Origin of the sequence: Rhizobium herbae (assembly GCF_017873135.1) — a bacterium.
In the GTDB taxonomy this organism is placed as follows: domain Bacteria; phylum Pseudomonadota; class Alphaproteobacteria; order Rhizobiales; family Rhizobiaceae; genus Pararhizobium; species Pararhizobium herbae.
On the sequence record NZ_JAGGJV010000002.1, the window covers coordinates 716,861 to 739,431 of the forward strand.

The 22,571-nt window shown below is 61.3% G+C and carries 24 protein-coding genes and 2 tRNA genes; 15 read left to right on the plus strand and 11 right to left on the minus strand.

Annotation, left to right across the window (positions count from 1 at the left end; all coding sequences use genetic code 11):
* The first annotated feature begins 107 nt into the window (after positions 1-107).
* The gene (locus tag J2Z75_RS08720) at positions 108-1,295 is read left to right on the plus strand and encodes a polysaccharide biosynthesis/export family protein (RefSeq protein WP_209850538.1); all 1,188 of its coding nucleotides are present in this window, start codon (positions 108-110) and stop codon (positions 1,293-1,295) included.
* Positions 1,296-1,386: 91 nt separating this feature from the next.
* On the opposite strand, the gene J2Z75_RS08725 is transcribed toward J2Z75_RS08720, so the two are convergent.
* The 7 genes from J2Z75_RS08725 to J2Z75_RS08755 form a co-directional block, all read right to left on the minus strand.
* A complete protein-coding gene (locus J2Z75_RS08725; RefSeq protein ID WP_209850540.1) occupies positions 1,387-2,145 on the minus strand; it encodes a FadR/GntR family transcriptional regulator in 759 nt (252 codons plus the stop codon).
* 5 nt (positions 2,146-2,150) lie between these two features.
* Positions 2,151-3,254 (minus strand): four-carbon acid sugar kinase family protein, encoded by a 1,104-nt coding sequence (locus J2Z75_RS08730; RefSeq protein WP_209850543.1) that lies wholly within the window; start codon positions 3,252-3,254, stop codon positions 2,151-2,153.
* Entirely contained in the window at positions 3,251-4,243 is a 993-nt protein-coding gene (locus J2Z75_RS08735) for an ABC transporter ATP-binding protein (protein ID WP_209850546.1), read from the minus strand. The genes J2Z75_RS08730 and J2Z75_RS08735 overlap by 4 nt, the downstream gene beginning before the upstream one ends.
* Complete coding sequence (locus tag J2Z75_RS08740) at positions 4,243-5,277, minus strand: ABC transporter ATP-binding protein (protein WP_209850549.1); 1,035 nt, start codon at positions 5,275-5,277, stop codon at positions 4,243-4,245. The genes J2Z75_RS08735 and J2Z75_RS08740 overlap by 1 nt, the downstream gene beginning before the upstream one ends.
* Complete coding sequence (locus J2Z75_RS08745; RefSeq protein ID WP_209850552.1) at positions 5,277-6,236, minus strand: ABC transporter permease; 960 nt, start codon at positions 6,234-6,236, stop codon at positions 5,277-5,279. The genes J2Z75_RS08740 and J2Z75_RS08745 overlap by 1 nt, the downstream gene beginning before the upstream one ends.
* A gap of 2 nt (positions 6,237-6,238) precedes the next feature.
* Positions 6,239-7,195 carry an ABC transporter permease gene (locus J2Z75_RS08750; RefSeq protein ID WP_209850555.1) on the minus strand — a complete coding sequence of 319 codons (957 nt, stop codon included), beginning with the start codon at positions 7,193-7,195 and terminating at the stop codon, positions 6,239-6,241.
* Between the two features lie 136 nt (positions 7,196-7,331).
* Positions 7,332-8,984, minus strand: coding sequence for an ABC transporter substrate-binding protein (locus J2Z75_RS08755; protein WP_209850557.1), 1,653 nt, complete (start codon positions 8,982-8,984; stop codon positions 7,332-7,334).
* 292 nt (positions 8,985-9,276) lie between these two features.
* Between J2Z75_RS08755 and J2Z75_RS08760 the strand changes: the two genes are divergently transcribed.
* The 4 genes from J2Z75_RS08760 (at position 9,277) to pdxA (ending at position 14,012) form a co-directional block, all read left to right on the plus strand.
* A complete protein-coding gene (locus J2Z75_RS08760; RefSeq protein WP_209850560.1) occupies positions 9,277-10,182 on the plus strand; it encodes a dihydrodipicolinate synthase family protein in 906 nt (301 codons plus the stop codon).
* Positions 10,183-10,193: 11 nt separating this feature from the next.
* Positions 10,194-11,399, plus strand: a complete 1,206-nt coding sequence (locus tag J2Z75_RS08765; RefSeq protein ID WP_209850563.1) for a sialidase family protein — start codon at positions 10,194-10,196, stop codon at positions 11,397-11,399.
* 426 nt (positions 11,400-11,825) lie between these two features.
* Positions 11,826-12,959, plus strand: a complete 1,134-nt coding sequence (locus J2Z75_RS08770; protein WP_209850566.1) for an iron-containing alcohol dehydrogenase — start codon at positions 11,826-11,828, stop codon at positions 12,957-12,959.
* Positions 12,960-13,031: 72 nt separating this feature from the next.
* Entirely contained in the window at positions 13,032-14,012 is a 981-nt protein-coding gene (gene pdxA / locus J2Z75_RS08775) for a 4-hydroxythreonine-4-phosphate dehydrogenase PdxA (protein ID WP_209850569.1), read from the plus strand.
* Between the two features lie 15 nt (positions 14,013-14,027).
* On the opposite strand, the gene J2Z75_RS08780 is transcribed toward pdxA, so the two are convergent.
* From J2Z75_RS08780 to J2Z75_RS08795, 4 genes are all read right to left on the minus strand, one after another.
* Positions 14,028-14,288 carry a hypothetical protein gene (locus tag J2Z75_RS08780; protein WP_209850572.1) on the minus strand — a complete coding sequence of 87 codons (261 nt, stop codon included), beginning with the start codon at positions 14,286-14,288 and terminating at the stop codon, positions 14,028-14,030.
* Positions 14,289-14,559: 271 nt separating this feature from the next.
* Positions 14,560-14,952, minus strand: a complete 393-nt coding sequence (locus J2Z75_RS08785) for a hypothetical protein (RefSeq protein WP_209850575.1) — start codon at positions 14,950-14,952, stop codon at positions 14,560-14,562.
* Between the two features lie 215 nt (positions 14,953-15,167).
* Positions 15,168-15,350 (minus strand): hypothetical protein, encoded by a 183-nt coding sequence (locus J2Z75_RS08790; RefSeq protein WP_209850578.1) that lies wholly within the window; start codon positions 15,348-15,350, stop codon positions 15,168-15,170.
* A 210-nt stretch (positions 15,351-15,560) separates the two neighbouring features.
* A tRNA-Thr gene (locus J2Z75_RS08795) sits at positions 15,561-15,635 on the minus strand.
* A 154-nt stretch (positions 15,636-15,789) separates the two neighbouring features.
* Between J2Z75_RS08795 and J2Z75_RS08800 the strand changes: the two genes are divergently transcribed.
* From J2Z75_RS08800 to J2Z75_RS08845, 10 genes are all read left to right on the plus strand, one after another.
* Positions 15,790-16,023, plus strand: a complete 234-nt coding sequence (locus J2Z75_RS08800; protein WP_209850712.1) for a hypothetical protein — start codon at positions 15,790-15,792, stop codon at positions 16,021-16,023.
* Positions 16,024-16,296: 273 nt separating this feature from the next.
* The gene (gene murA, locus J2Z75_RS08805) at positions 16,297-17,589 is read left to right on the plus strand and encodes a UDP-N-acetylglucosamine 1-carboxyvinyltransferase (RefSeq protein ID WP_209850581.1); all 1,293 of its coding nucleotides are present in this window, start codon (positions 16,297-16,299) and stop codon (positions 17,587-17,589) included.
* Between the two features lie 107 nt (positions 17,590-17,696).
* Positions 17,697-18,137, plus strand: coding sequence for a DUF2948 family protein (locus J2Z75_RS08810; protein WP_209850584.1), 441 nt, complete (start codon positions 17,697-17,699; stop codon positions 18,135-18,137).
* A gap of 62 nt (positions 18,138-18,199) precedes the next feature.
* Positions 18,200-19,504, plus strand: a complete 1,305-nt coding sequence (gene hisD / locus J2Z75_RS08815; RefSeq protein WP_209850587.1) for a histidinol dehydrogenase — start codon at positions 18,200-18,202, stop codon at positions 19,502-19,504.
* The gene (locus J2Z75_RS08820) at positions 19,501-19,971 is read left to right on the plus strand and encodes a UPF0262 family protein (RefSeq protein ID WP_209850590.1); all 471 of its coding nucleotides are present in this window, start codon (positions 19,501-19,503) and stop codon (positions 19,969-19,971) included. The genes hisD and J2Z75_RS08820 overlap by 4 nt, the downstream gene beginning before the upstream one ends.
* Positions 19,968-20,456: an arsenate-mycothiol transferase ArsC gene (locus J2Z75_RS08825; protein WP_209850594.1), complete on the plus strand. Its 489-nt coding sequence runs from the start codon at positions 19,968-19,970 to the stop codon at positions 20,454-20,456. The genes J2Z75_RS08820 and J2Z75_RS08825 overlap by 4 nt, the downstream gene beginning before the upstream one ends.
* 143 nt (positions 20,457-20,599) lie before the next feature.
* Positions 20,600-20,818 carry a translation initiation factor IF-1 gene (infA, locus tag J2Z75_RS08830; protein ID WP_037105236.1) on the plus strand — a complete coding sequence of 73 codons (219 nt, stop codon included), beginning with the start codon at positions 20,600-20,602 and terminating at the stop codon, positions 20,816-20,818.
* Positions 20,819-20,869: 51 nt separating this feature from the next.
* Entirely contained in the window at positions 20,870-21,490 is a 621-nt protein-coding gene (locus tag J2Z75_RS08835) for a Maf-like protein (RefSeq protein WP_209850597.1), read from the plus strand.
* 4 nt (positions 21,491-21,494) lie between these two features.
* Positions 21,495-21,701 carry a DNA gyrase inhibitor YacG gene (gene yacG, locus J2Z75_RS08840; RefSeq protein ID WP_209850600.1) on the plus strand — a complete coding sequence of 69 codons (207 nt, stop codon included), beginning with the start codon at positions 21,495-21,497 and terminating at the stop codon, positions 21,699-21,701.
* 188 nt (positions 21,702-21,889) lie between these two features.
* Positions 21,890-21,965, plus strand: a tRNA-Phe gene (locus tag J2Z75_RS08845).
* Positions 21,966-22,571 lie beyond the last annotated feature (606 nt).

Below are 22,571 nucleotides of genomic sequence, written 5' to 3' on the forward strand. Positions count from 1 at the left end.
ACAATGATTGTGCTTTTCAAAGGGCGATCGGGATTCCGGTTGTTAGAATGCAGCGGCGCCGATGGTATTGCAAATACCACTATGGGGTCGATTTCGGAGTGCTTTAATTGAACCGTTTGAATGCAATCCTGATTTGCGCCCTTCTGACGGGATGTCAGGCAGTTCCGGGCGAAGGCCCGCTCTCTTCCGCGATCACAAAGGATGCAGGCCGTTCAGGGCAGGAACTCGGCCGGCAAAATACGGTCGCTTACGATGTAATCGATGTCGATGCGCGTTCGGCTCGGCTTGTTTCGGATTATGTGGCAAGCGCACTCAATCGCAGGTTTGGTATCGGTGGCGGCGTCGGCCGCGTCGTTATCGGTGTGGGTGACGCGCTAAAGGTAACGATCTTCGAAGCCGGCAGTGACGGGCTGTTTTCCACAACAGATTCCAAGCAGACCAACCTGGACCTCGTGGTTCAACCCAATGGCATGGCCTCGATCCCCTATGTCGGCCCGGTCCAGTTCGCCGGCAAGACGCTGGAGCAGGCGCGCCAGACCATTCTCGATGCGCTGGTAAAGAAGGCTGTGGAACCGGACGTGATCGTCACCAGCATGGCGACTGCATCGCGCAACGTCACCGTTTCGGGTGCCGTCGGCCACTCCTCCGTCGTGCCGCTCAGCCTGGTCAGCGAAACGATCAACGAGGTCATCGCGAAAGCGGGCGGCCCATCCGCACAACCGTATGAGACCTACGTCACGCTGGTTCGCGGCAAGAAGACCGGCACGGCGCTGTTGAAGTCGATCATCGAAAATCCGTCGGAAAACGTCAACGTCCAGCCTGGCGACCAGATTTTCGTGACCCGCGATCCGCGCACCTTCACGGTTCTGGGATCGACCAAGATCAACAAGCGCGTCGATTTCGGCGCGAACGATCTGAACCTGCTTGAGGCCGTGGCGCTTGCCGGTGGCGGCAATGACGAAACGATCGACGCAAAGGGCTATTTCGTTTTCCGTTATGAAGAGCCTGATGTCGTCATGAGCCTGCTTGGCACTCAGCGTTTCAACGCCATGCTGAATAAGGGCATGGCCCCGGACAGTCAGGGGCGTTACCCGATCGTTTACCGTCTCGACATGACCCACCCGGACAGCCTGATCGTTGGCCAGACCTTCCCGGTCAAGAGCCGCGACGTCATCTACGCTTCGCGCCATCCGTCCGTCGATTTTGTCAAGTTCCTGTCGATCGTCGCCCGGCCGATTGGCGCGGCGAGCAGCGCGGCGAGCGCGGCACGCAACATCGAACGGCTCGGCGATTAGTCTTTAACCGACGCAACGCCTTGCGGCTATGTCAAGACGTACCGAAAAGCCGGCGCTCCAAAAGGAGCGCCGGCTTTTTCCTTTCGCGGGATCAGAAGGAGAGATCGAGGACGCGGTCTTCGAACAAGCGGTTGCGGGAGCCTTCGAGATGAAGCCGCATGGCTTTCTGCGCATCGTCCGCGCGGCCGTCGGCGATCGCCTGATAGATGGCGTTGTGCTCCTCGAAGACTTTTTCCAGCCCAAGCCGCGGCCCCATCAGCGATAGACCATGCAGGTGCATGCCGACAGCGATATGCGGCTTCAGGGCTTCGATCGAGGCCGTATAATAGTGGTTGTTGGCCGCTTCGGTCACGCATCTGTGGAAAACGAAATCGGCGTCGGTGCGGTGAAGCTGGTGACTGGTCGCCTCGCGCAGATCGGCAAGAGCCGCGGCGATCTTCTGGATGGCGGCCTCGTCGCGTCTCTGCGCGGCAAAGAAGGCAGCAGCCGGCTCGATCGTCAGGCGGAACTCGTAGCAGCGCTGGATATCGGCGATGGTTTTAACCGGGGAATAGGCAAGGTGCGTCGTAGGTGAAGCCTGGGCGCTGACGAACGTGCCCGCTCCCTGCCGCGAATAGACCATGCCTTCCTCGCGCAGGCGGCCAAGTGCATCGCGCACGATGGGGCGGGAGACGCCCATGATCGAGGCCAGCTCGTGTTCACCCGGCAGGCGAGAGTCCGGCGGATAATTGCCGGAACGGATGCGCTCGCGCAGCTGATCGAAGACGCGATCGACCAGCCTCACCGATTTGACGCGCTCTGGTTTGGCGTTTGGGCCGGGCTCTCCGATCGAGGGGGCGTCTTGCGCCATTTTCTTCACCACGCCTGTTTTTCGATCCTTGTCCTGTTGGACGTCGTTTGACTTAGCAGATTCTCAGGAACGAGTTTTAGCAAAGAATCGACATTGCCGAAGCCCCCCGATTTGACGGCACAGAAGAACATCCTGCCATCCGCGTCTTCAATTTCGAACCAGGGAATGCCGGCCTCGATTTCGCCGCTCGGGATGAGGACGCTGACGCCGAGCGTTTTCAGGATGGCAAGCGCGGTGTCTCCGCCGCCCATCATCAGCATATCCGGGCGGGTTCGCTGGACCGCCTGGCGGATGCCCTCGGCAAACCGGGCAGCGACCCATTCCGGCCGTGCCGTCCCCTCGCCGGAGCATCGCGCCACAGCGGGAAGCTTCGTGATGGAATGTGCAGGAAGATCGCCGGCTGCCGCATCCACGACGGCAGCGATGTGCCGGCTCTCGCAGAGATGTTCGATCTGGGCCGCGGTGATGGGGTCGCGTGATCCGAAAGCCAGCAAGGTTTCCGTCGACGACGAGAACGACCGGCGAGCGGTTGTGGATCGTGCCAGCGAACGGGCAAAGGCACTGCCAAGGCCACGTGCGCCAACGGCAATCGCCGTCGGCCAATCGGTGGTTCGGACCAGATCATCCAGCTCGGCATCGATGCTGGCGTCGTAGACATCGATCGACGAGGTGGCCGCGGGAAACAAAGCGCGGATCGGCAACGGCGTTTCCACACCGCGGCCGGTGACGGCGCCATCGACTGTAAAGCGCTGCTGATCCGGGATGGCTGGTGCTACGACGATCCGGTTGCGGCCCGTGGCCTTGGCAAGGGCCATGCTCTCGGCCGCGACATTACCCTTGAGCCGCGAATCGATCTTCTTGAAAAGAATACGCGGCCTTGCCGAGCTGAGGATACCAAATGCCGCTTCGATCCGCTCCGACGCTTGATCGGCCGAAAGCGCACGCGACGCAGTGTTGACCACAACGACATCAGTGTCGCGCGCCAGCGCCTCGGACAGTGCCTCCACGTCGATTGCCACCGCCACCTTCAGGCCGGCCTCCACGAAGGGTGTGCCGGTATCAAGCGCGCCTGTCAGGTCGTCAGCGATAATGGCGACTTGCAATGTCATCCAGGCAGGCCCTCGGTGACGGCATGACAGGCGACCATGTGCCCCGGCCGGGCTTCGCGCCAATCGGGCACGATCTTGCCACAGACTTCCATGGCGATAGGGCAGCGCGTATGGAAGCGGCAGCCGGACGGCGGCGACAGCGGGCTCGGCACGTCGCCCTGCAGGATCTGCCGCTTGCGGCTCCGCTCGTGCGCGGGGTCAGCCTCGGGCACGGCGGAGAGCAGCGCCTTGGTATAGGGGTGCAGCGGATGCTCGAACAGCTCCTCGCGCGTTGCAAGCTCCGCCAGACGCCCGAGATACATGACGCCGACGCGGTCGCTGATATGGCGAACCACCGCAAGGTCATGGGCAATGAACAGATAGGTCAGTCCGTATTTCTGCTGCAGGTCGAGGAATAGATTGATGATCTGCGCCTGCACCGAAACGTCGAGCGCCGAAATTGCCTCGTCGCAGACGATGAACTTCGGCTGGCAGGCCAGCGCCCGGGCGATCGCCACGCGCTGGCGCTGGCCGCCGGACAGTTCGTGCGGATAGCGCGAGGCAAAGCGCGGCGGCAGGCCGACATCGGCCAAAAGCGTCGCGATTCGGTCCTTGAGTTCTGCCTTGGTGGCGAGCTTGTGGAACAGGATCGGCTCGCCCACGGCTTCGCCGACGGTCATGCGGGGATTGAGCGTCGAATAGGGATCCTGAAAGACGATTTGAAGCTGCCGCCGGTATGGCCGCATCGCCTTTTCATCGAGCTCGACGATATTCTTGCCCTGATAGATGACCTTGCCTTCGGTCGCCCTGTGCAGGTTGAGCAGCGTGAAGCCGGTGGTCGACTTGCCGCAGCCGGATTCGCCGACAAGGCTCAGGGTTTCGCCTTCAAGTATTTCGAAGCTGATATCATCAAGCGCATGCACGGTGGCGGCACGCTCGCCGAAGGCGCCCAGCCGGACGTGGAAATGCTTCACCAGATTTTCGATGCGCATCAGCGGTTGGGCGCCCATCACGCGGCCTCCAGTTTTCTTTGAGCGACGAAGCAGGCGACGCGATGTGCGCCACCCTGGCTGACGCCCTCAAGCGAGGGCACGCGCTCGTGACAGATGGATTCCGCCAGCGGACAGCGTGGCGCAAATGGGCAGCCCGTCGGGCGCCGACCCGGTTCGGGCGGCGTGCCGCCGATAGAACTGAGGCGCGTCGACCGCTCGTCGGTGAGCTTCGGGATCGAGGCGAGAAGCCCCTGCGTATAGGGATGGCTCGGATTGGCAAACAGCGCATCGACCGGCGCATCCTCGACCACGGTGCCGGCGTAGAGCACGTTGATGCGATCGACAAGGCCGGCGATCAGCGCCAGATCGTGGGTGATCCAGACGACGGACATACCGAGCTTGTCGCGCAGGTCCTTCACCAGATCGACGATCTGCGCCTGGATCGTCACGTCCAGCGCCGTGGTGGGTTCGTCGGCGATCAGCAGTTGCGGATTGCACGCAAGGCCGATGGCGATCATGACGCGCTGGCGCATGCCGCCGGAAAGCTCATGCGGATAGGCGTCCAACCGGTCTTCAGCGCCGGGAATGCCGACCAGCTTCAGCAGTTCGCCGGAGCGCTTGCGCGCCTCGGCTTTCGACATTCCGCGATGATAGATCAGCGGTTCGGCCAGCTGCTGGCCGATGCGCATCACCGGGTTGAGCGAGGTCATCGGATCCTGGAAGATGAAGCCGACCTCGCCGCCGCGCACCTTGCGCAGGTCGCTATTCGACATCTTCTGCAGGTCGCGGCCGGCAAAATTGGCCTCGCCTTTGGTGACGCGGATCTTGTTGGGCAGCAGGCGCATCATGCTGAGCATGGTCAGGCTCTTGCCGCAGCCGGATTCGCCAACGATGCCGAGGGTTTCTCCCTTGTCGACATGCAGGTCGATGCCGTCGACGATGGTCGCAGGGCCGTTGCGGGTCTCGATCTCGATCGTCAGGCCCTTGACGTCGAGCAGGCGCTCGCGGGTCTTGGGTGTCGGTTCGGGGCGGATGTCGTTGGCCATCATCATCACTTCGCTCCGCGCGGATTGAGGGCATCGTTGAGACCGTCGCCGAGGAACGAAAAGGCGACGGAGGCAAGGCCGAGAACGGCGGCGGGAGCGGCCAAGAGATGCGGATAATGCTGCCAGACGCGCAGGCCGTCGGAGATCATGTTGCCCCAGCTCGGGGTTGGCGGATTGACACCGACGCCGAGGAACGAGAAGGCGCTTTCCAGCACCATGGCGGTGCCGAGACCGGCGCTGACGGCGACGATGAGCGGCCCCAGCGCATTCGGTACCACATAGCGCATCAGGATGATGCGGTTGGTGAGCCCCAGTGCCTGGGCTGCCGTGATATAGGGCCGCGAGCGGATCGACAGTACCTGCGCGCGGACGAGGCGCGCATAGGGCGGCCAGGAAATCAGTGCCATCGAGCCGAAGACCAACAGGAAATCCACCCAGATGGTCTCGCGATAAAAGGGATTGAGCGTTGCCAGATAACGGCTCTCCATCCACATCGAGATCGGCGACTTGAGCGAGGCGTTGATGACGACGACAAGCAAAAGGTTCGGGATCGACATGGTCATGTCGGTCAGCCACATGACGATCCGATCAAGCCAGCCGCCGAAGAAGCCCGCCAGGGCGCCGAGCGTGACGCCGATCAGGACGGCGATGAAGGTGACGACGATGGCGACGAGGAAAGCCGTCCGCGTGCCGTAGATCACGCGGCTGAAAACGTCGCGTCCGAGATCGTCGGTGCCGAAGAGATGCGACAGCGACGGCGCCAGGTTACGCGAATTGAGATCCTGGCTCAGGAAGTCGTAGGGCGTCAGGTAGGGTCCGAAGAGGGCGGTGAAGGCGAGGATGACGGCGACGGCAAGGCCGAAGACGGCAAGCCTGTTGCGACGCAGCCGATGCCAGGCGTCGCGCCACAGGCTGACGGGCGGTTCGATCTCGATTGGGGTGCTGGTCATGGGAACGACGGACATGGTCAGCGGCTCCTTCTGGTGTCGTTGGCGCGCGGGTCGAGCAGCGGGTAGAGCACATCGACCGAGAGGTTGGAGATCATCACCAGGAACGAGCCGATCAATGTAATGGCCAGAATGACCGGGTAATCGGTGTTGATGAGCGCCTGCACTGTCAAACGGCCAAGGCCGGGCAGACCGAAGACGAGTTCGACGAAGATGGCGCCGTTGACGATGGTGATCATGATCAGGCCAAGTTGGGTGACGACGGGCGTCAAAACCGGGCGCAGGATATGGCGCAGCGCGACAATCACCTCCGGAACACCCTTGGCTCGCGCCGTGCGGACGAAATCTTCCGACAGCACCTCGATCACGGCCGCGCGCGTCTGGCGCACGATCAGCGCGATCGGCTGGAAGGAAAGGACGAATAACGGCAAAAGAATGCGCACGTCGAAGACCCCGCCCCAGCCATAAGGCACGGCCGAACCGGGCAGGATCATGATGAGCAGGACCATCAGCATCGGGCCTGCGACATAGGCCGGGATCGCCCAGAGAAACAAGGCCGAACCGAGGATGGCATAGTCGGTGCGGGTGTTCTGGTTGAGCGCTGCGATTAGCCCCAAGGGAATGGCGACGACTGCGGTCAGGATGACGGAACAGAGCGCCAGCTTGAAGGAAACCGGCGCTGCGGCGGAAACCATGGCCCAGACGGAGCGTCCGGAACTCAGGGAATTGCCGAAATTGCCGTGCAGCAGGTTCCAGATATAGCTGCCGAACTGAACGAGAAAGGGACGGTTGAGGCCAGCGCTTTCGCGGATCGCCTCGATGCGCTCGGGATTGTAGGCAACGTCGCCCGGAGCGCGCAGGAAGATGAGCTTGATCGGGTCGCCGGCACCGTAGTAGGCCAGCGCATAGACGCCGAGCATGACGAGAAGGACGGACGGAACCCAGATGACGAACCGTGTCGTGATGTAGCGCAGCATGGCAGTCTCCCACCGTTCGTTTCAGAAGATGATGCTTCGAGCCTTGCCCTGCGGCAAAGTTCCGCAATCATACTCCAGCATTCGCAAGCCGTGCGGAAGTGTTTCCACCTCCGCACAGAGTTGGTTGTCGGCTGACTTAGGCGACCGAGATGTCCCAGGGGGCCACGACCTGCCAGTCGAGATTCTTGTCCATGCCGGACACCTTGTCGGTGGCCCAGCGGGACATGGCCTGCGCGTACCAGGGAATGAAGCTCCAGTCCTCGCGGAACGCCTTCTGGGCCTCCAGAGCCAGCGCGATCCGCTGCGGATCGTCCGCCGCCTTCGTCGCTGCCTCGGCCAGCAGGCTGTCGACCTTGTCGTTCTTGTATCCGCCGAGCTTGTTCTGCGCGTTCGACGATGTCGACGCGATGGAACCGGCGAGATAGGAGACCGCATCCGGGACACGGGTGCCGACGTCGTCGCGGAAGATCTGCACCGCATTCTGGTCGGGGCCGGCATAGGCATCCTGCTGCGGCTTCATGTCGACGGCCGTGATGCCCAAGTTCTGGCGCCATTGCTCTGCGATGAACTGTGCCGCAGCTTCGATCGCCGGCCCGGAAACGCCGACGAAGAGGAGCTTCGGCAGACGCTCAGGGCCGCCATAGCTCGATTCGGCCAGCAGCTTCTTTGCGCCTTCCGGATCGTACGGGTAGGGCTCGAAGCCGGAATTGTCGGCGCCGGGCACGGAGTTCAAGACTTGATCCGTCTTCTTGTGCGGGCCATCCGGGAAGGAGGCCTTCATCAGGCCTTCTCGATCGACGGCCATGATCAGCGCCTGGCGCACCTTTGGATCGTCCATCGGCGCGCGGGAAGCGTTGAACCAGAAATGCTGGCTGGTCGGGATCAGCGGCCCCTCTGCAAAGCTGGCGCCGAGATCCTGCACGATGGTCGAGGTGACGAGTTCCGTATGGGCGTTGTATTCGCCCGATTTCAACAGGGAGGTTGCGGTGACGTTGTCTTCGATCGAGTCGATTTCGATACGGGCGAGTTTCGGCTTCGGACCGAAGAAGTTTTCGTTGGGCTCGAAGACAAGCTTGCCGGCGTCAAGATCGATGCTGGTCAGCTTGAAAGGGCCGGAATAGACGGCGTTGCTCGCCGGTGTGTACCAGTCTGCGATTTCCTCGCCGTCTTCACCGCGAGACTGCGAAGCCTTGGTGATCGGAGCGATATGGTTGCCTAGGCGCATGAAGAAGATCGGATCGGATTCGGACAAGGTGACGACGACCGTGCCTTCATCCGGGGTGGCGATGCCGGAGATTTCCTTGGCCTTGCCGGCGCCGACATCGGCATAGCCGGCAACTTTGCTCAGCACCTGATCGGCGCGCTGGTTCTTGGTGTTCGGCATGGCCGAGACGTTCCAGGAGCCCTTGACGTCTTCAGCGGTGATCTTGCTGCCATCCGAAAAGACTGCCTTCGGGTCGATCTTGAAGGTCCAGGTCTTGTTGTCCGCATCCGGTTCCCAGCTTGTAAAGACGTAAGGGTGCAATTCACCCTTGCTGTCGAAATACATTGGCGATGCCCACCAGGCCGAATTCCAGCGATACGGTACGCCGCCGCCGCGCAACGGCGACCAATCCTGGTTGAAGGCGGGGTTCGCAACTTTGAGCACCTGACCTTCCTGGGCCATGACGATGCGGGCGCTCAGGCCGAACAGGCTGAGAGCCACGCTCGTGCCGAGACCAAGTTTCAGGGCGTTGCGGCGTGTCATCTGCGGCTGCGACGAGCCGGGTATGTTGTTCTGATTAGACATCTGATCCTCCAATAGATGCTGTCATCGCGCCCTCCGTCTGTCTGATTCCTGACAGGTTGCCGCGCCATGATGAGGGCGGACACTGGATCGATATTGTAAATATGTCAACATTAAATCTTTGGAATATTCGTGAGTATAGAGGGATACGGAATAAAATTCATATTTTTCAATGGGATATTTTACTGCGGAAATTCCATCCTCTGATTTTTTCTTGACAACTTGTCATGATTGAGGAAAAAGCGGGAACAGCGGCGGCATCAGTTGCCGGCCGGCGGCGGGAGGAGTTCGCAGAATGACGATTCACAGGATAACCGGCGTTTACAGCGCTGCCACGACACCGCTCAATACGGACGACACCCCGGATCTCGGCCTGTTCACGGCCCATTGTCAGCGTCTTCTCGAAGAAGGGTGTCACGGCGTAGCGCTGCTCGGCACGACGGGCGAAGCCAACTCCTTCTCCTCGACCGAGCGCCGCGAAATTCTGGAGGCCGCGCTGAAGGCTGGCATTGCGCCCGATCAACTGATGCCCGGTACCGGCGTGGCCGCTATCCCGGATACGATCGAACTGACGCGGCATGCGCTGTCGGTTGGCGTAACCCGCGTCGTCATGCTGCCGCCGTTTTACTACAAGGGTGTTTCGGACGAGGGGCTCTTCGCCGCCTATGCGCGGATCATCGAGGCGATCGCCGACGATCGCCTGCGTATTGTCCTCTATCACATCCCCCAGGTTTCCGGCATTCCGTTGACCCTGCCGCTGATCGGCCGGCTGATTGAAGCCTTTCCGGATACGGTAGTCGGCATCAAGGATTCTGCCGGCGATTTCGCCAATATGCAGGCGCTTCTGGCCGCTTTCCCGGGCTTTTCCGTGCTTGCCGGCGCCGATCCTCTGCTGTTGCCGCTCATCAAGGCGGGGGGCGCAGGCTGCATTACGGCAACGTCCAATCTGGTCGCCGATTCCCTGCGCACCGTCTATGACCATGCCAACGATCCGGCCCGCACGGACGAGGTCGACGCGGCGCAGGCGCGCATCAATGCCTATCGATCGCTGTCCAATTCCTACGTCCAGATTCCGACGATCAAGGCGATGGTCGGTTTGAAGAACGGCAATTCTGCCTGGGCACGGCCGCGTCCGCCTCTGATGGCGCTGAGCGCAGCAGATCAGGCGGATCTGGCTGTCAAGTTTGCGCAGTTGCCGTAAAGGAGTAAGCCATGACATTCGGTTCCGGACTGAAGCCTGAGGAAATTCTGTCGCTTATGGATGGTGCTGTCGTGCCGCGCGGCACAGAAAAGCATCGCTTCGATGCCTATCTGCCGTCACCCTGCGTGCAGAATCACGCCGCCAATCTCGCTTTCCTGCCCGACGGCTCGTTGGCTTGCGTCTGGTTCGGCGGCACGATGGAAGGCATGGGCGATATCTCGATCTACATGTCGCGGCTGGCGGCCGGTTCCTCGCAGTGGTCGGTCCCGGAAAAAATGTCGGACGATCCGCAGAAATCGGAACAGAACCCGCTTCTCTTCACCGCGCCGGATGGCAAGGTCTGGCTGATCTTCACCTCGCAGACATCGGGAAACCAGGACGGCGCCGTCGTCAAGCGGCGGATCTCCGCGGATGGCGGCCGCACATTCGGCGCAGTCGAGATACTCTGTGATATCCCCGGCACTTTCGTGCGTCAGCCTATCGTCGTCAATCGGTCGGGCCATTGGCTGTTGCCAGTGTTTCGCTGTGTCGGCGAACCCGGCCAGCGCTGGACGGGCGATGTCGATACGGCGGCGGTTCTGCTGTCGCGCGATGCCGGAACCAGTTGGCAGATGGTCGATGTGCCTGACAGTATCGGTGCCGTGCACATGAACATCATTGCTCGGGACAACGGGCGGATGGTGGCCTTCTTCCGCAACCGGTTCGCCACGCAGATCCTGCGCAGCATTTCGCTTGATGACGGGATGAACTGGAGCGCGCCCGAACCCACAGTGCTGCCGAACAACAATTCGTCGATCCAGGCGACCGCGCTGTCGGATGGCGGAATTGCAATAATCTACAATCATTCCAATGCCCTGATGTCCAGCGACCGGCGTCATTCGCTCTATGACGAGATCGAGGCGGAGGAGGGCGCGCAGGTGCCTCCGCCCGAGGTCGCAACGGCGTTGCGGGACGGACGGCCCAAGGCCATATGGGGTGTTCCGCGTGCGCCGATGAGCCTCGTTTTTTCCGGCGACGGCGGGGAAAGCTTTACCGCTTCCCGCAATCTTGAGACCGGCGACGGCTATTGCCTGACCAACAATTCCAAGGACGCGCTCAACCGCGAATATTCCTATCCGTCGATCATCGAAAGTCCGGACGGTGCCCTGCACGTCGCCTACACCTATTATCGCCGCGCGATAAAATACGTGCGGCTGGAGCCTGGTTACACGGCTTGAATGTCAACGGAGAAGCGTCAGGCCGCTTCCCGCACTGTTTGGAAAACCGGATGGTTTTTACAAGTGGATAAATGTTCGGTTCATACGGGGCATTTTTGACAAATCGGCCTCCGTTGGTCGCTCTTTGGATGGTTATGCGTTGGCAGGATCGGGATTTATACAAATCTCTGGTCGCGGCATGCTCACTGTTCTTCAGCCGTCATTCAAGCTGGTTTGGCAAGATCGTCTCTAGGAATGATATAATAAATACAAACATATAATCTCTCTCATGCCCTCATCATGATTGTTTCGGATGTTTGAGAATCAGAAAAAGAAGGATGGCGATTGCCTTCGCTCTTGCCAAGATAGGCAGATGGATGTAACAAATTTACATGTTTGCTGCGGCCCGGCGACGGACGCAGGAGCAGAAACGACGAGGACATATCCATGACCAGCTTGAGCGCACCCATCACGATCGTTCGCCCGGAGATCATCGAGTTCGGCGTCGGCGTGGCAGGCAGGCTGGGAAAATGGGCGGCGGGCCAGGGTTTTGCGCGCGTTCTTGTGGTGTCCGACGCCTTCAATGCGTCACGCGTCGGCATTCTCGAATTGCCGGGCGAGGTTACTGTTTTCTCGCAGGTGAAGCCTGAACCGGATACCGACAATCTGGATCTGGTGCTGGCGGCGGCCGATGCGGCGCAGGCCGATCTGATCGTCGGCTTCGGCGGCGGGAGCGCCATGGATCTGGCCAAGCTCGCCTCCGTTCTCTCCGGTTCAGCGCAGACATTGCGGGATGTCGTTGGCGCGGGCAAGGTTGCGCATCGCCGTCGAGCGGGGCTTGCTCAGGTGCCGACAACTTCCGGCACGGGTAGCGAGGCGGGTATTCGCGCGCTGGTGACCGATCCGCTGACGCAGGCAAAGCTCGCCGTCGAAAGCATCCATATGCTCGCCGACATCGCCGTCATCGATCCCGGCCTGACCTTCACCGTCCCGGCCGCGACCACGGCGGCGACGGGTGTCGATGCCATGGCCCATTGCGTCGAGGCCTTCACCAACCGCAAGGCGCATCCGATGATCGATCTCTATGCGATCGAAGGGGTGCGGCTGGTCGGCCGTTATCTCGCCCGGGCGGTCGCCGATGGCTCCGATGCCGAAGCGCGGGCAGGGCTGTCGCTCGCCTCGCTCTATGGCGGCTTCTGTCTCGGCCCGGTCAACACGGCAGGCGGCCACGCGCTTGCCTATCCGCTGGGAACCCGCTGGCATGTGGCGCATGGCGCCGCCAATGCGCTGATCTTTCCGCATGTGCTTGCCTTCAACACGCCTGCTGCCACGCAAAAGACCGCGCAGGTGATCGAGGCGCTCAATCTCAATGCTGGTGCCGACCAGGCCTCCGTATTCGAGGCCGCATTCGGCTTCTGCGCGGGACTCGGCATCGAGATGCGCCTTTCGGCCCTCGGTGTGCCTGAAACGGATCTCGGCGTGATGGCCGACGACGCCTTCGCCATCCGCCGCCTTCTCGACAACAATCCGCGCGATCTTGGCCGGGGCGATATCCTTTCGATCTACCAAGCCGCATATTGACTGGAACAAGCCTGCGGCCGCGGAGCCGGATTGCAGGTGAGGCCGCAAGGCCGCCACGGAGGACAACAAGCCATGAGCACATCGCGCGTAGCCGTCACGCTCGGAGATCCGGCCGGTGTCGGCCCGGAAGTCATCGTCAAGGCTCTGGCGGCATTGCCGCAAGCCGACCGGGAAAACTTCGTCGTCGTCGGCAATGTCGAGGCGCTGGAGCGGGCAAACAGGGTGACGGGAACGGAACTGCGGTTTTCGGCAACGCCGGGCTCGGGCGCCATCGCCGTCGATGAGGTGGCCATCGATGGTAGCCTGCCCGATATCGGCAAGGTCAGCCCTGTCGCCGGCGATGCGTCGGTGCGCTACATCAAGCGCGCGGTCGAACTGGCCATGTCCGGCGAAGTCGATTGCATCGTCACGGCGCCGATCAACAAGGAGGCGATGAACCTCGCCGGCCATCATTTCGACGGACATACCGGCCTTCTTGCCCATCTGACCGGGTCGAAAAGCTCGTTCATGCTGCTGGCATCCGAGCGGCTGAACACCATCCATGTGTCCACGCATGTGTCGCTGCGCACGGCGATCGACCGGGCAACCGTCGAGCGGGTGCTGGCGACCATCGAGGCCGGGCACCGGCATTTCCTGCGTCTCGGACGCAAGGCGCGCATCGCGGTTGCCGGCATCAATCCGCATTGCGGCGAGGGCGGCCTGTTTGGCGACGAGGATACCAAGTTTCTGGCCCCGGCCGTCGAGTTGGCGCGGGCGAAGGGGATCGACGTGGTCGGCCCGATTTCCGCCGATACGGTCTATGCCCGCGCCTATGGCGGCGCCTTCGATCTGGTGGTGGCGCAATATCACGATCAGGGACATATCCCGATCAAGCTGGTTGCCTTCGAGACCGCCGTCAACGTCTCGCTTGGGCTGCCGATCGACCGTGTTTCGGTCGATCATGGCACCGCCTTCGACATTGCCGGTACAGGCAAGGCCAACCACGCCAACATGCTGTCGGCAATCGACTACGCGCGGATCGTCGCGGCGGCACCGAGAAACGTGGCCGCCTGATCAACCGGCGCCCGGCTAGTTCTGATCGAAAAAATCACTGCGGATTTCGCGCCGGACAAGCTTCAGCGAGCGGTCCGGCTGGAGGATGTAGGTCTCGTAAGCAACGCCCGTGACCGTGCGGAACGAGTTGTGCACGACGCTGCCGATCGGCGATTTCATCAGCTTTGTCTGCGGCTGGCCGCCATAGGTGATGCTGCCGGGGATCGGCTCGACCTCCGGCGTGGTGCAGGATGCCAGCATCAGCGCGGCTGCACTCAGAAAAACGAGAGATTTCATCGGGTTTACTCCGCAAGGACGCTCCTCTGGAGCATGTAATGCGATTGGCAGTGCATTCAAGGTTGCAGCGGCTGATCAGCTGTCGTTGATGCGGGGTTTCCGGCAGGCGCTATGCCGGCCAGCGAAGAAAACGACCAGATCGCACGGCCTGTTAGCGATTATTCTTCTCGCCCGTTTCCACCGACTATACGACAAGGCGGGAGGCATTCTTTGCGAAGCCAGCGCCTGCCGTCCGACGCGATCGGCAGGCGTCCATATCCGCCCAGAGATTTTACTTCGATTCCGCATCCTGCTGGAAATGCTTGACGCTCAAGGCGGCAATGCACAGTGCCAGGGCAGGCGTGGTGGCCGTGAAATAGGGGCCGTCATCAATCCTGGCCGTTCCACCGCGCGAATCCCAGCTGACACCGCCGACGCAGCCCGGCACCAGGCTTTGAGCGAGGAAATAGGCATCGTCCAGCTTGGCCGTAAAAGCGGGCAGGCTGCTTTCGTTGCCATTGTTGGGATAGAGCCACACGACTTTCCGTTCCTTCTGGCTGCCGTCTTCCTTTTCCACCGTCTTCACATGACGCTTGTAGCCCATGACGATCCCGATGGAGATATCGAGTTCCCTGCTGGGTTCTTTGGCATGCTGGAGTTGCAGGATCAGATCGGAAATTGCCATTATCGGGACTCGGAGCCTCATTTCAATGCGGTTTAAGTAAACCGGCACAGGCGCGCAATCAACACCGTTGCTTCAGATCATGCCAGTCTGCGCGGTACGAATCTGGTTTTTCCTGATGCGGCCAGGACAATGAGATGCGGCTTTGAGCGGAGTTGTCACGCGGATCCCTCTCAGGGGTGCGTAAGCGCGCGGTGGAACCCCCTAACGGCGTTCCTTCAATGTTTCGCCTTGTCCGAACTGGAAGAGGAAAACACGAAGTGAAGCTGGCCGGATTTGATCGAGGCGCGCTCGATCAGGGCCTTGTGTTCTTCCCGCATGGCCTGCGAACGCTCTCTGAATGCCCGCGACCGCGCCAGCACCGCCTGCGTCCGTGCGGTAATTTCATCAACATGGCTCATGTTTACCTCGAAGCTTGGATGGCGGAGTGATCGCGCCGTTGAGGACAGTAAGGCTTATCTGGCCTGTATCACCCCGTTTGTTCACGTTATGTTCTTATTTTGCTCAAAAGTCAAGCCGCCGCAGACATTGAATGCGTCGCTCTGGTGTACCAAAACGACGGTGCAAAAAGCCTTAAAGCTCAAAAAATGAGTGTTTTCCGGGGGAAGTGATGGTGCTGCTAGAGAGATTTGAACTCTCGGCCTCTCCCTTACCAAGGGAGTGCTCTACCCCTGAGCTATAGCAGCATCGTGCGGCACGGTGTTTGTCCGGCGCGAGCGAGGGCCTATTGCCATAGCTTGTTGCGGAGCGCAAGCCGCAAATCGAAGTTTTCGTTGGATGGAGCGCCCGAAAGACAAGCGACCCTTCCGGACTGCGCGGTTTTGCGGTATCTGAGCCTTCATGCAAGATGAGAACGATCAGACACGGAACGATGCTGCGGTGCTTGCAGCATCCGGCATGCTTGAGCCGGGGCATGAGGCCGAGCGGCAGGCCGAAGCCCGCAGGCAACGGGCGGCAAAGACCTTGCGCGACAACCTCCTGCGGCGAAAACAGCAGGGCCGGGCGCGGCGCGCGGGCGCGGCCGACGAAACATCCGGCCTGCCTGCCGCAAAAACGGACGAATCTGCGAAATAATATGTGTCAGCACCATCGATCGGATCCGGGGGCGGATCGCCGATGGTTGGCAATGGCATTGTTTCGCGCCCGATGTCTTAATCCAAGGGAATGGCAGAGGTCTTGGCGAGCCATAAGTCAGACTGTAGCGGTGTTGTTCCCGCATCCGTCCGGATGCACTTCATCATTCATTGTGCAATTTGCTTCTCATTTCACGGCGCATCCTTTATGGAGGCGCCAATCTCTTAAAGTCCGGAATGTCAGGAAAGGCGGGCAGCGCCCGTAAGGTACCCTATGGATCGCATCAGAATTACCGGCGGCAACGAGCTTCGCGGCATCATCCCGATTTCCGGGGCCAAGAACGCAGCACTTCCGCTCATGATCGCATCGCTTTTGACCGATGACACGCTGACGCTCGAGAACGTGCCGCATCTGGCCGACGTCGAGCAGCTGATCCGCATCCTCGGCAATCATGGCGCCGACATCTCCGTCAACGGCCGCCGCGAGCGCCAGGGCGAGGGCTACTCGCGCACCATCCATTTCACCTCGCGCAACATCGTCGATACGACCGCACCTTATGAACTGGTCTCGAAGATGCGCGCCAGCTTCTGGGTCATCGGCCCGCTTCTGGCGCGTGAAGGCAAGGCCCGCGTTTCCCTGCCCGGCGGCTGCGCCATCGGCACGCGGCCGGTCGACCTGTTCATCGAGGGCCTGACGGCGCTCGGCGCCAATATCGAGATCGACAGCGGCTATATCAACGCGACGGCCCCGAAGGGCGGTCTGATCGGCGCGCGCTACGTCTTCCCGAAGGTCTCGGTCGGCGCCACCCATGTGATGATGATGGCGGCGACGCTGGCCAATGGCACGACGGTGATCGGCAATGCCGCGCGCGAGCCGGAGGTCGTCGATCTCGCCAACTGCCTGAACGCCATGGGTGCGAAGATCACCGGCGCCGGTACGAGCACGATCACCATTGAGGGCGTCACCTCGCTGTCGGGCGCCCGCCACCGCGTCCTGCCGGACCGCATCGAGACCGGCACCTATGCCATGGCCGTTGCCATGACCGGCGGCGATGTCGTACTCGAAGGCACCAATGCCAAGCTGCTCGATACGGCGATCGAGGCGATCCGCCGCGCCGGTGCTGAAATCACCGAGACCGAGACCGGCCTTCGCGTCGTGCGAAACGGCGGCGGCATCAAGCCGGTGGATGTGGTGACCGACCCCTTCCCGGGTTTCCCGACTGACCTGCAGGCGCAGTTCATGGGCCTGATGACCAAGGCGAGCGGTATTTCGCACATCACCGAAACCATCTTCGAAAACCGCTTCATGCACGTGCAGGAACTGGCCCGCCTCGGCGCCAAGATTACGCTGTCGGGCCAGACGGCGAAGATCGAGGGCGTCGAACGCCTGAAGGGTGCACCGGTCATGGCGACCGACCTCAGAGCTTCGGTATCGCTTGTTATCGCCGGCCTGGTGGCCGAAGGCGAGACCATGGTATCGCGCGTCTATCACCTCGATCGCGGCTTCGAGCGGCTGGAAGAAAAACTCAACAATTGCGGTGCTCAGGTAGAGCGCGTCAGCGACTGATCCAACCCTGGCATCACCGCTTGCAGTTGCGGATTCGATGCCGGCGTCCTATGTCCTGTGTCATGATGACGGCAGCCTTTTGGCTGCGCAGGCAAGGGATGGATGGCATGGACGTTTTGAAGCTGATGGCGCTGGACCCCGAAGACCTGGAGATCGTGTCCGCCCATGTGCAGGACGCGGTCTTCAAGGTTTCCGGCCTCGACTATGCGCCGCGGTCCCGGCAACTGTCGCTGGTGATCAACCGCTTCGTCTGGGAGACGGCCGAAGGCCGCGGCAAGTCCTTCGAGCGCCGCCGCAGCCTGCTGGCCTTCAAGCGCGTCTCCGCCGTGCGCTCCATCGGTTTCGACCGCAAGGACGATGACAAGGTTTTGTCGCTTCTGGCCATCCAGTTCGAGCAGAACGGCGAAGGGCCGGATGGAACCGTCGAGTTCGTCCTGTCGGGCGGCGCCTCGATCATGCTCGATGTGGAATGTATCGAGGTTCAGCTTGCAGATACCGGCGGCGCATGGGAAACCGGTTTCAAGCCTCGCCACCCCGCAGGCGCCTGAATTCCTGACCGTTGGCCTCTGCGGCCATGCGTTTCTGCCGACCACCGATAAGGACGTTCCCATTGGCCATCCGCCTCGATTATCTGACCCCCGGCTTCGAAGAGCAGTTCGCAGCCTTTCTGACGACCAAGCGGGAAGTTTCGGACGATGTGAACGCCGTCGTCAAGACGATCATCGATGACGTCCGCCTGCGCGGCGATGCGGCTCTTGCCGAGTATACCAGGAAATTCGACGGGCTTGATTTCGCGGTCACCGGCATGGCCGTCACGCCCGAGGAAATCGACACGGCCATCAATGCCGTGCCGTCCGAAGTGCTCGGCGCGCTGAAAGTCGCCGCCGTGCGCATCGAAGCGCATCACACCCGGCAGCGGCCGAAAGACGATATCTACGAGGACTCGATGGGCGTCGGCCTCGGCTCCCGCTGGACGCCGATCGATGCTGTTGGCCTCTATGTGCCGGGCGGCACGGCGAGCTATCCAAGCTCGGTGCTGATGAATGCCCTGCCGGCCAAGGTCGCCGGTGTCGAGCGCATCGTGATGGTCGTGCCCGCCAATGGCGGTGTCATCAATCCGGCGGTGCTGGCCGCGGCTCGCATGGCGGGCGTCGAGGAAATCTACCGCATCGGCGGCGCGCAGGCGATCGCGGCCTTGGCCTATGGCACGGCGACGATCGCTCCGGTCGCCAAGATCATGGGGCCGGGCAATGCCTATGTCGCCGCCGCCAAGCGCCAGGTGTTCGGCACCGTCGGCATCGACATGATCGCCGGTCCGTCCGAAGTGCTCGTCATCGCCGACCGCGACAACGATCCGGATTGGATCGCCGCCGATCTGCTGGCGCAGGCCGAGCACGATGTCGGCGCCCAGTCGATCCTGATTACCGACGACGCGGCCTTTGCGGCGGCGGTCGAGGCAGCCGTCGAGCGTCAGTTGCGCACGCTGCCGCGGGCGGAAACCGCAAGTGCCAGCTGGCGCGACTTCGGCGCGGTCATACTGGTGCCCGATCTCGATCTGGCGGTGCCGCTTGCCAACCGGATTGCGGCCGAACATCTGGAACTCGCCCTTGCCGACGCCGATGCGATGATCCCGAAAATCCGCAATGCCGGCGCAATCTTCGTCGGCCGCCACACGCCGGAAGTCATCGGCGACTATGTCGGCGGCTCCAACCATGTGTTGCCGACGGCGCGTTCGGCCAGATTCTCGTCCGGCCTCGGCGTACTCGATTATATGAAGCGCACCTCGATCCTGCGTCTCGGTGTCGATCAGTTGCGCGATCTCGGACCGGCGGCCATTGCGCTTGCCCGTTCCGAAGGCCTGGAAGCCCATGCCCGCTCGGTTGCCATCCGTCTCAATCTCGGGGGCGAGGGATGATGGCAGGCCACCGCCTCTGCGATGTCGTTCTGGATGAGACCATCGGCCGTTCGACGCCCGATGTCGAACATGAACGGGCGGTGGCGATTTTCGATCTGATCGAAGAGAATTTTTTCGAGCCTGCCGGTCACGCCGGCGGTCCCTACCGGCTCAATCTGTCGCTGATCGATTCGAAGCTCGTCTTTGCGATTACCACAGAAGCGGGCGCCGGTGTGGCCACCCATATCCTGTCGCTGACGCCGTTCCGTCGGATCGTCAAGGATTACTTCCTGATCTGCGAAAGCTATTACGAGGCGATCCGGTCTTCGACGCCGAGCCAGATCGAGGCGATCGACATGGGCCGGCGCGGCATCCACAATGAAGGCTCGCAGACCCTGATGGACAGGCTGTCGGGCAAGATCAAGCTCGATTTCGATACGGCGCGGCGTCTGTTCACGCTGGTCTGCGTACTCTATTGGCGGGGATGAGCGTGACGGTCGCTGCTTCCCCCAACCTGCCGCAGCGGACCGGGCAATCGCCGAGGTCAGTGCTGTTCATGTGCGGGATGAACGCCATCCGTTCGCCGATGGCCGAGGTCCTGGCAAGGGCGATGCTGCCGCCCGGTACCTATGTCGCTTCGGCGGGGGTCCGGCCGGGGGAGCGCGATCCCTTCGTCGATGTGGTGCTGGAGGAAATCGGGCTGACGGCTGGGCGGCATCAGCCGCATACGCTGGACGAATTGGAAGACGATTATTTCGACCTGATCGTCACGCTGGCACCGGAAGCGCATCACGCGGCGCTGGAGCTGACGCGGTCGATGGCCATCGACGTGGTCTACTGGCCGACGCCGGACCCGACGGTTGCGACCGGCACGCGCGAACAGATCGTTTCGGCCTATCGCGAGGTTCGAAATCACATTGCCAGCCTGCTCAAGCATCGTTTGCTTGGACAAATGCCGGAGAAGATGGCATAGGGCCCTGACAAAACCGGAAAATGTGGCAAAACCGGAAAATGGGATCGCTGCTGTTCACAAAACCGCGGCGATTGTGTAGTTTCCGCCAAATTTTTGAAGGACGCGCAGGCGTCCGCATCGAAGCACAGAAAGAAATACCCTACATGGCGAAAGAAGAAGTCCTCGAATTCCCGGGCGTCGTTACCGAATTGCTGCCGAACGCGACGTTCCGCGTCCAGCTTGAAAACCAGCATGAAATCATTGCCCATACGGCTGGCCGCATGCGCAAGAACCGCATCCGCGTTCTCGCGGGCGACAAGGTTCTTGTCGAAATGACGCCTTATGACCTGACCAAGGGCCGCATCACCTATCGCTTCAAGTAAGCGCTTGGCGGACCTTCCGCTGCAACCCCCAAGATCGATGGCCCCGTTGCTATGGCATTGACACATAAGCTGATCCTGGCCTCCGGTTCGCCGCGGCGTGTCGAACTGCTCGCCCAGGCGGGCATCGAACCCGCGCGGCTGATGCCGATGGATCTCGACGAGACGCCGAAGCGCACCGAGCATCCGCGCTCGCTGGCCTGGCGGCTGTCCGCCGAAAAGGCACGCGCAGCGCTCGATGCCATCAAGGGTGAGCCGGGTTGGCAGGGAAGCTACATCCTTGCCGCCGATACGGTCGTTTCCGTCGGCCGCCGCATCCTCGGCAAGCCGGAGCTGGTGAGTGAGGCCTCAAGCGCGCTGCATCTCCTGTCCGGCCGCAGCCACCGCGTCTATACCGGCGTCTGCCTGATCACACCGGACAAGACGGTGCGCCAGAAGGTCATCGACACTAAGGTCCGCTTCAAACGACTCTCCAGCCACGACATCGACAGCTACCTCGCGTCGGGCCAGTGGCGGGGCAAGGCGGGCGCCTACGGCATCCAGGGCATCGCCGGCAGCTTCGTGGTCAAGCTGGTGGGGTCCTACACCAATGTCGTCGGGTTGCCGCTCTACGAGACCGTGAGCCTGCTTTCAGGCGAGGGCTACGACGTGCATGACAGCTGGATGAAGGGCTGAGGCCATGAGTTCTGAAGACAACAAGGGCGCATCCAACGTGGCGCCGCTGCGCAAGACCGTGCCGTGCCCCGAATGCAAGCGCCCGTCGCACCGTGAGCACTACCCTTTCTGTTCCGACCGCTGCCGCAACGTCGATCTCAACAGATGGCTGACCGGTTCCTACGCCATTCCTGTCGCCGACGACGAATCGAAGGCGGACGACGAGGAATAGACAGCAGCGAATTTTCGCGGATATCCGTTGTTTTTCAGATATTTGCAGCGACTGACATTTTCCTGTCGAAAAAACGTCATTTGGTGCTGGACACCGTCGAACAAGATGTTATAACCCCGCTCGCTTCCGGGGCGCAACCAACCGCCCCACGGTTCTTCAAGCGGAACCATTGCCCTCAAGGCAAGGATGCCCGGATAGCTCAGTTGGTAGAGCAGCGGATTGAAAATCCGCGTGTCGGTGGTTCAAATCCGCCTCCGGGCACCATTCTAAGCCCTTGATGTACCTATGCTTTTCCATGATTCGCGAGTTCCTTGTTTTTTCGAGTTTGACACTTTCAAACTCCGGGTTTGACAACATTCGTTTTCCGTTTGTTCAGTTCGACCTCAAAATCAGCAACGGCAGACGTCGTGCGCGTCGTCATGTTGGCGCGACGGGAATAGTGCTTCGCCATTGCCTCTGTGGCTGTGGCGCGGCGGCAGCTTCTGGACACATCGGCGTTAGCTTCTGGACACCAAAACATAATTGCTAACGGCCGATTTCTGTGGCGCGGCGGCACCTTTGGCACAGATTGGCGGTAGCTTCGCTTGACGAAGCCTGCCGTGTGTGGCTGTGGCGCGGCGGTAGCTTTGGGATATCGTGGGAGGCGGCATGCAACCTGATTATCCGGTGATGAGGAGCACGAGACAATCGCGAGCTAAAGAAGCTTTTCCGATGATCTTCAATCACTGACTGTAGGGGCAGTTGCCTGATTGGCAGAATCTACGATTCTGTCAATCAGTCAGAAATACCTCACCAAGCGCTATTGGCCTCCCCTTCACAACCCCGACCAGTTTCGGGAAGGCCAACAGCTAATCAGCTTCTGTGGCTATT

Coding starts and splice junctions, on each gene's coding strand:
- J2Z75_RS08725 (WP_209850540.1), bottom strand. CDS start 2,145: ATGGCGCAAGACGCCCCCTCGATCGGAGAGCCCGGCCCAAACGCCAAA.
- J2Z75_RS08730 (WP_209850543.1), bottom strand. CDS start 3,254: ATGACATTGCAAGTCGCCATTATCGCTGACGACCTGACAGGCGCGCTT.
- J2Z75_RS08735 (WP_209850546.1), bottom strand. CDS start 4,243: ATGGGCGCCCAACCGCTGATGCGCATCGAAAATCTGGTGAAGCATTTC.
- J2Z75_RS08740 (WP_209850549.1), bottom strand. CDS start 5,277: ATGATGATGGCCAACGACATCCGCCCCGAACCGACACCCAAGACCCGC.
- J2Z75_RS08745 (WP_209850552.1), bottom strand. CDS start 6,236: ATGTCCGTCGTTCCCATGACCAGCACCCCAATCGAGATCGAACCGCCC.
- J2Z75_RS08750 (WP_209850555.1), bottom strand. CDS start 7,195: ATGCTGCGCTACATCACGACACGGTTCGTCATCTGGGTTCCGTCCGTC.
- J2Z75_RS08755 (WP_209850557.1), bottom strand. CDS start 8,984: ATGTCTAATCAGAACAACATACCCGGCTCGTCGCAGCCGCAGATGACA.
- J2Z75_RS08760 (WP_209850560.1), top strand. CDS start 9,277: ATGACGATTCACAGGATAACCGGCGTTTACAGCGCTGCCACGACACCG.
- J2Z75_RS08765 (WP_209850563.1), top strand. CDS start 10,194: ATGACATTCGGTTCCGGACTGAAGCCTGAGGAAATTCTGTCGCTTATG.
- J2Z75_RS08770 (WP_209850566.1), top strand. CDS start 11,826: ATGACCAGCTTGAGCGCACCCATCACGATCGTTCGCCCGGAGATCATC.
- pdxA (WP_209850569.1), top strand. CDS start 13,032: ATGAGCACATCGCGCGTAGCCGTCACGCTCGGAGATCCGGCCGGTGTC.
- J2Z75_RS08780 (WP_209850572.1), bottom strand. CDS start 14,288: ATGAAATCTCTCGTTTTTCTGAGTGCAGCCGCGCTGATGCTGGCATCC.
- J2Z75_RS08785 (WP_209850575.1), bottom strand. CDS start 14,952: ATGGCAATTTCCGATCTGATCCTGCAACTCCAGCATGCCAAAGAACCC.
- J2Z75_RS08790 (WP_209850578.1), bottom strand. CDS start 15,350: ATGAGCCATGTTGATGAAATTACCGCACGGACGCAGGCGGTGCTGGCG.
- J2Z75_RS08800 (WP_209850712.1), top strand. CDS start 15,790: ATGCAAGATGAGAACGATCAGACACGGAACGATGCTGCGGTGCTTGCA.
- murA (WP_209850581.1), top strand. CDS start 16,297: ATGGATCGCATCAGAATTACCGGCGGCAACGAGCTTCGCGGCATCATC.
- J2Z75_RS08810 (WP_209850584.1), top strand. CDS start 17,697: ATGGACGTTTTGAAGCTGATGGCGCTGGACCCCGAAGACCTGGAGATC.
- J2Z75_RS08820 (WP_209850590.1), top strand. CDS start 19,501: ATGATGGCAGGCCACCGCCTCTGCGATGTCGTTCTGGATGAGACCATC.
- J2Z75_RS08825 (WP_209850594.1), top strand. CDS start 19,968: ATGAGCGTGACGGTCGCTGCTTCCCCCAACCTGCCGCAGCGGACCGGG.
- infA (WP_037105236.1), top strand. CDS start 20,600: ATGGCGAAAGAAGAAGTCCTCGAATTCCCGGGCGTCGTTACCGAATTG.
- J2Z75_RS08835 (WP_209850597.1), top strand. CDS start 20,870: ATGGCATTGACACATAAGCTGATCCTGGCCTCCGGTTCGCCGCGGCGT.
- yacG (WP_209850600.1), top strand. CDS start 21,495: ATGAGTTCTGAAGACAACAAGGGCGCATCCAACGTGGCGCCGCTGCGC.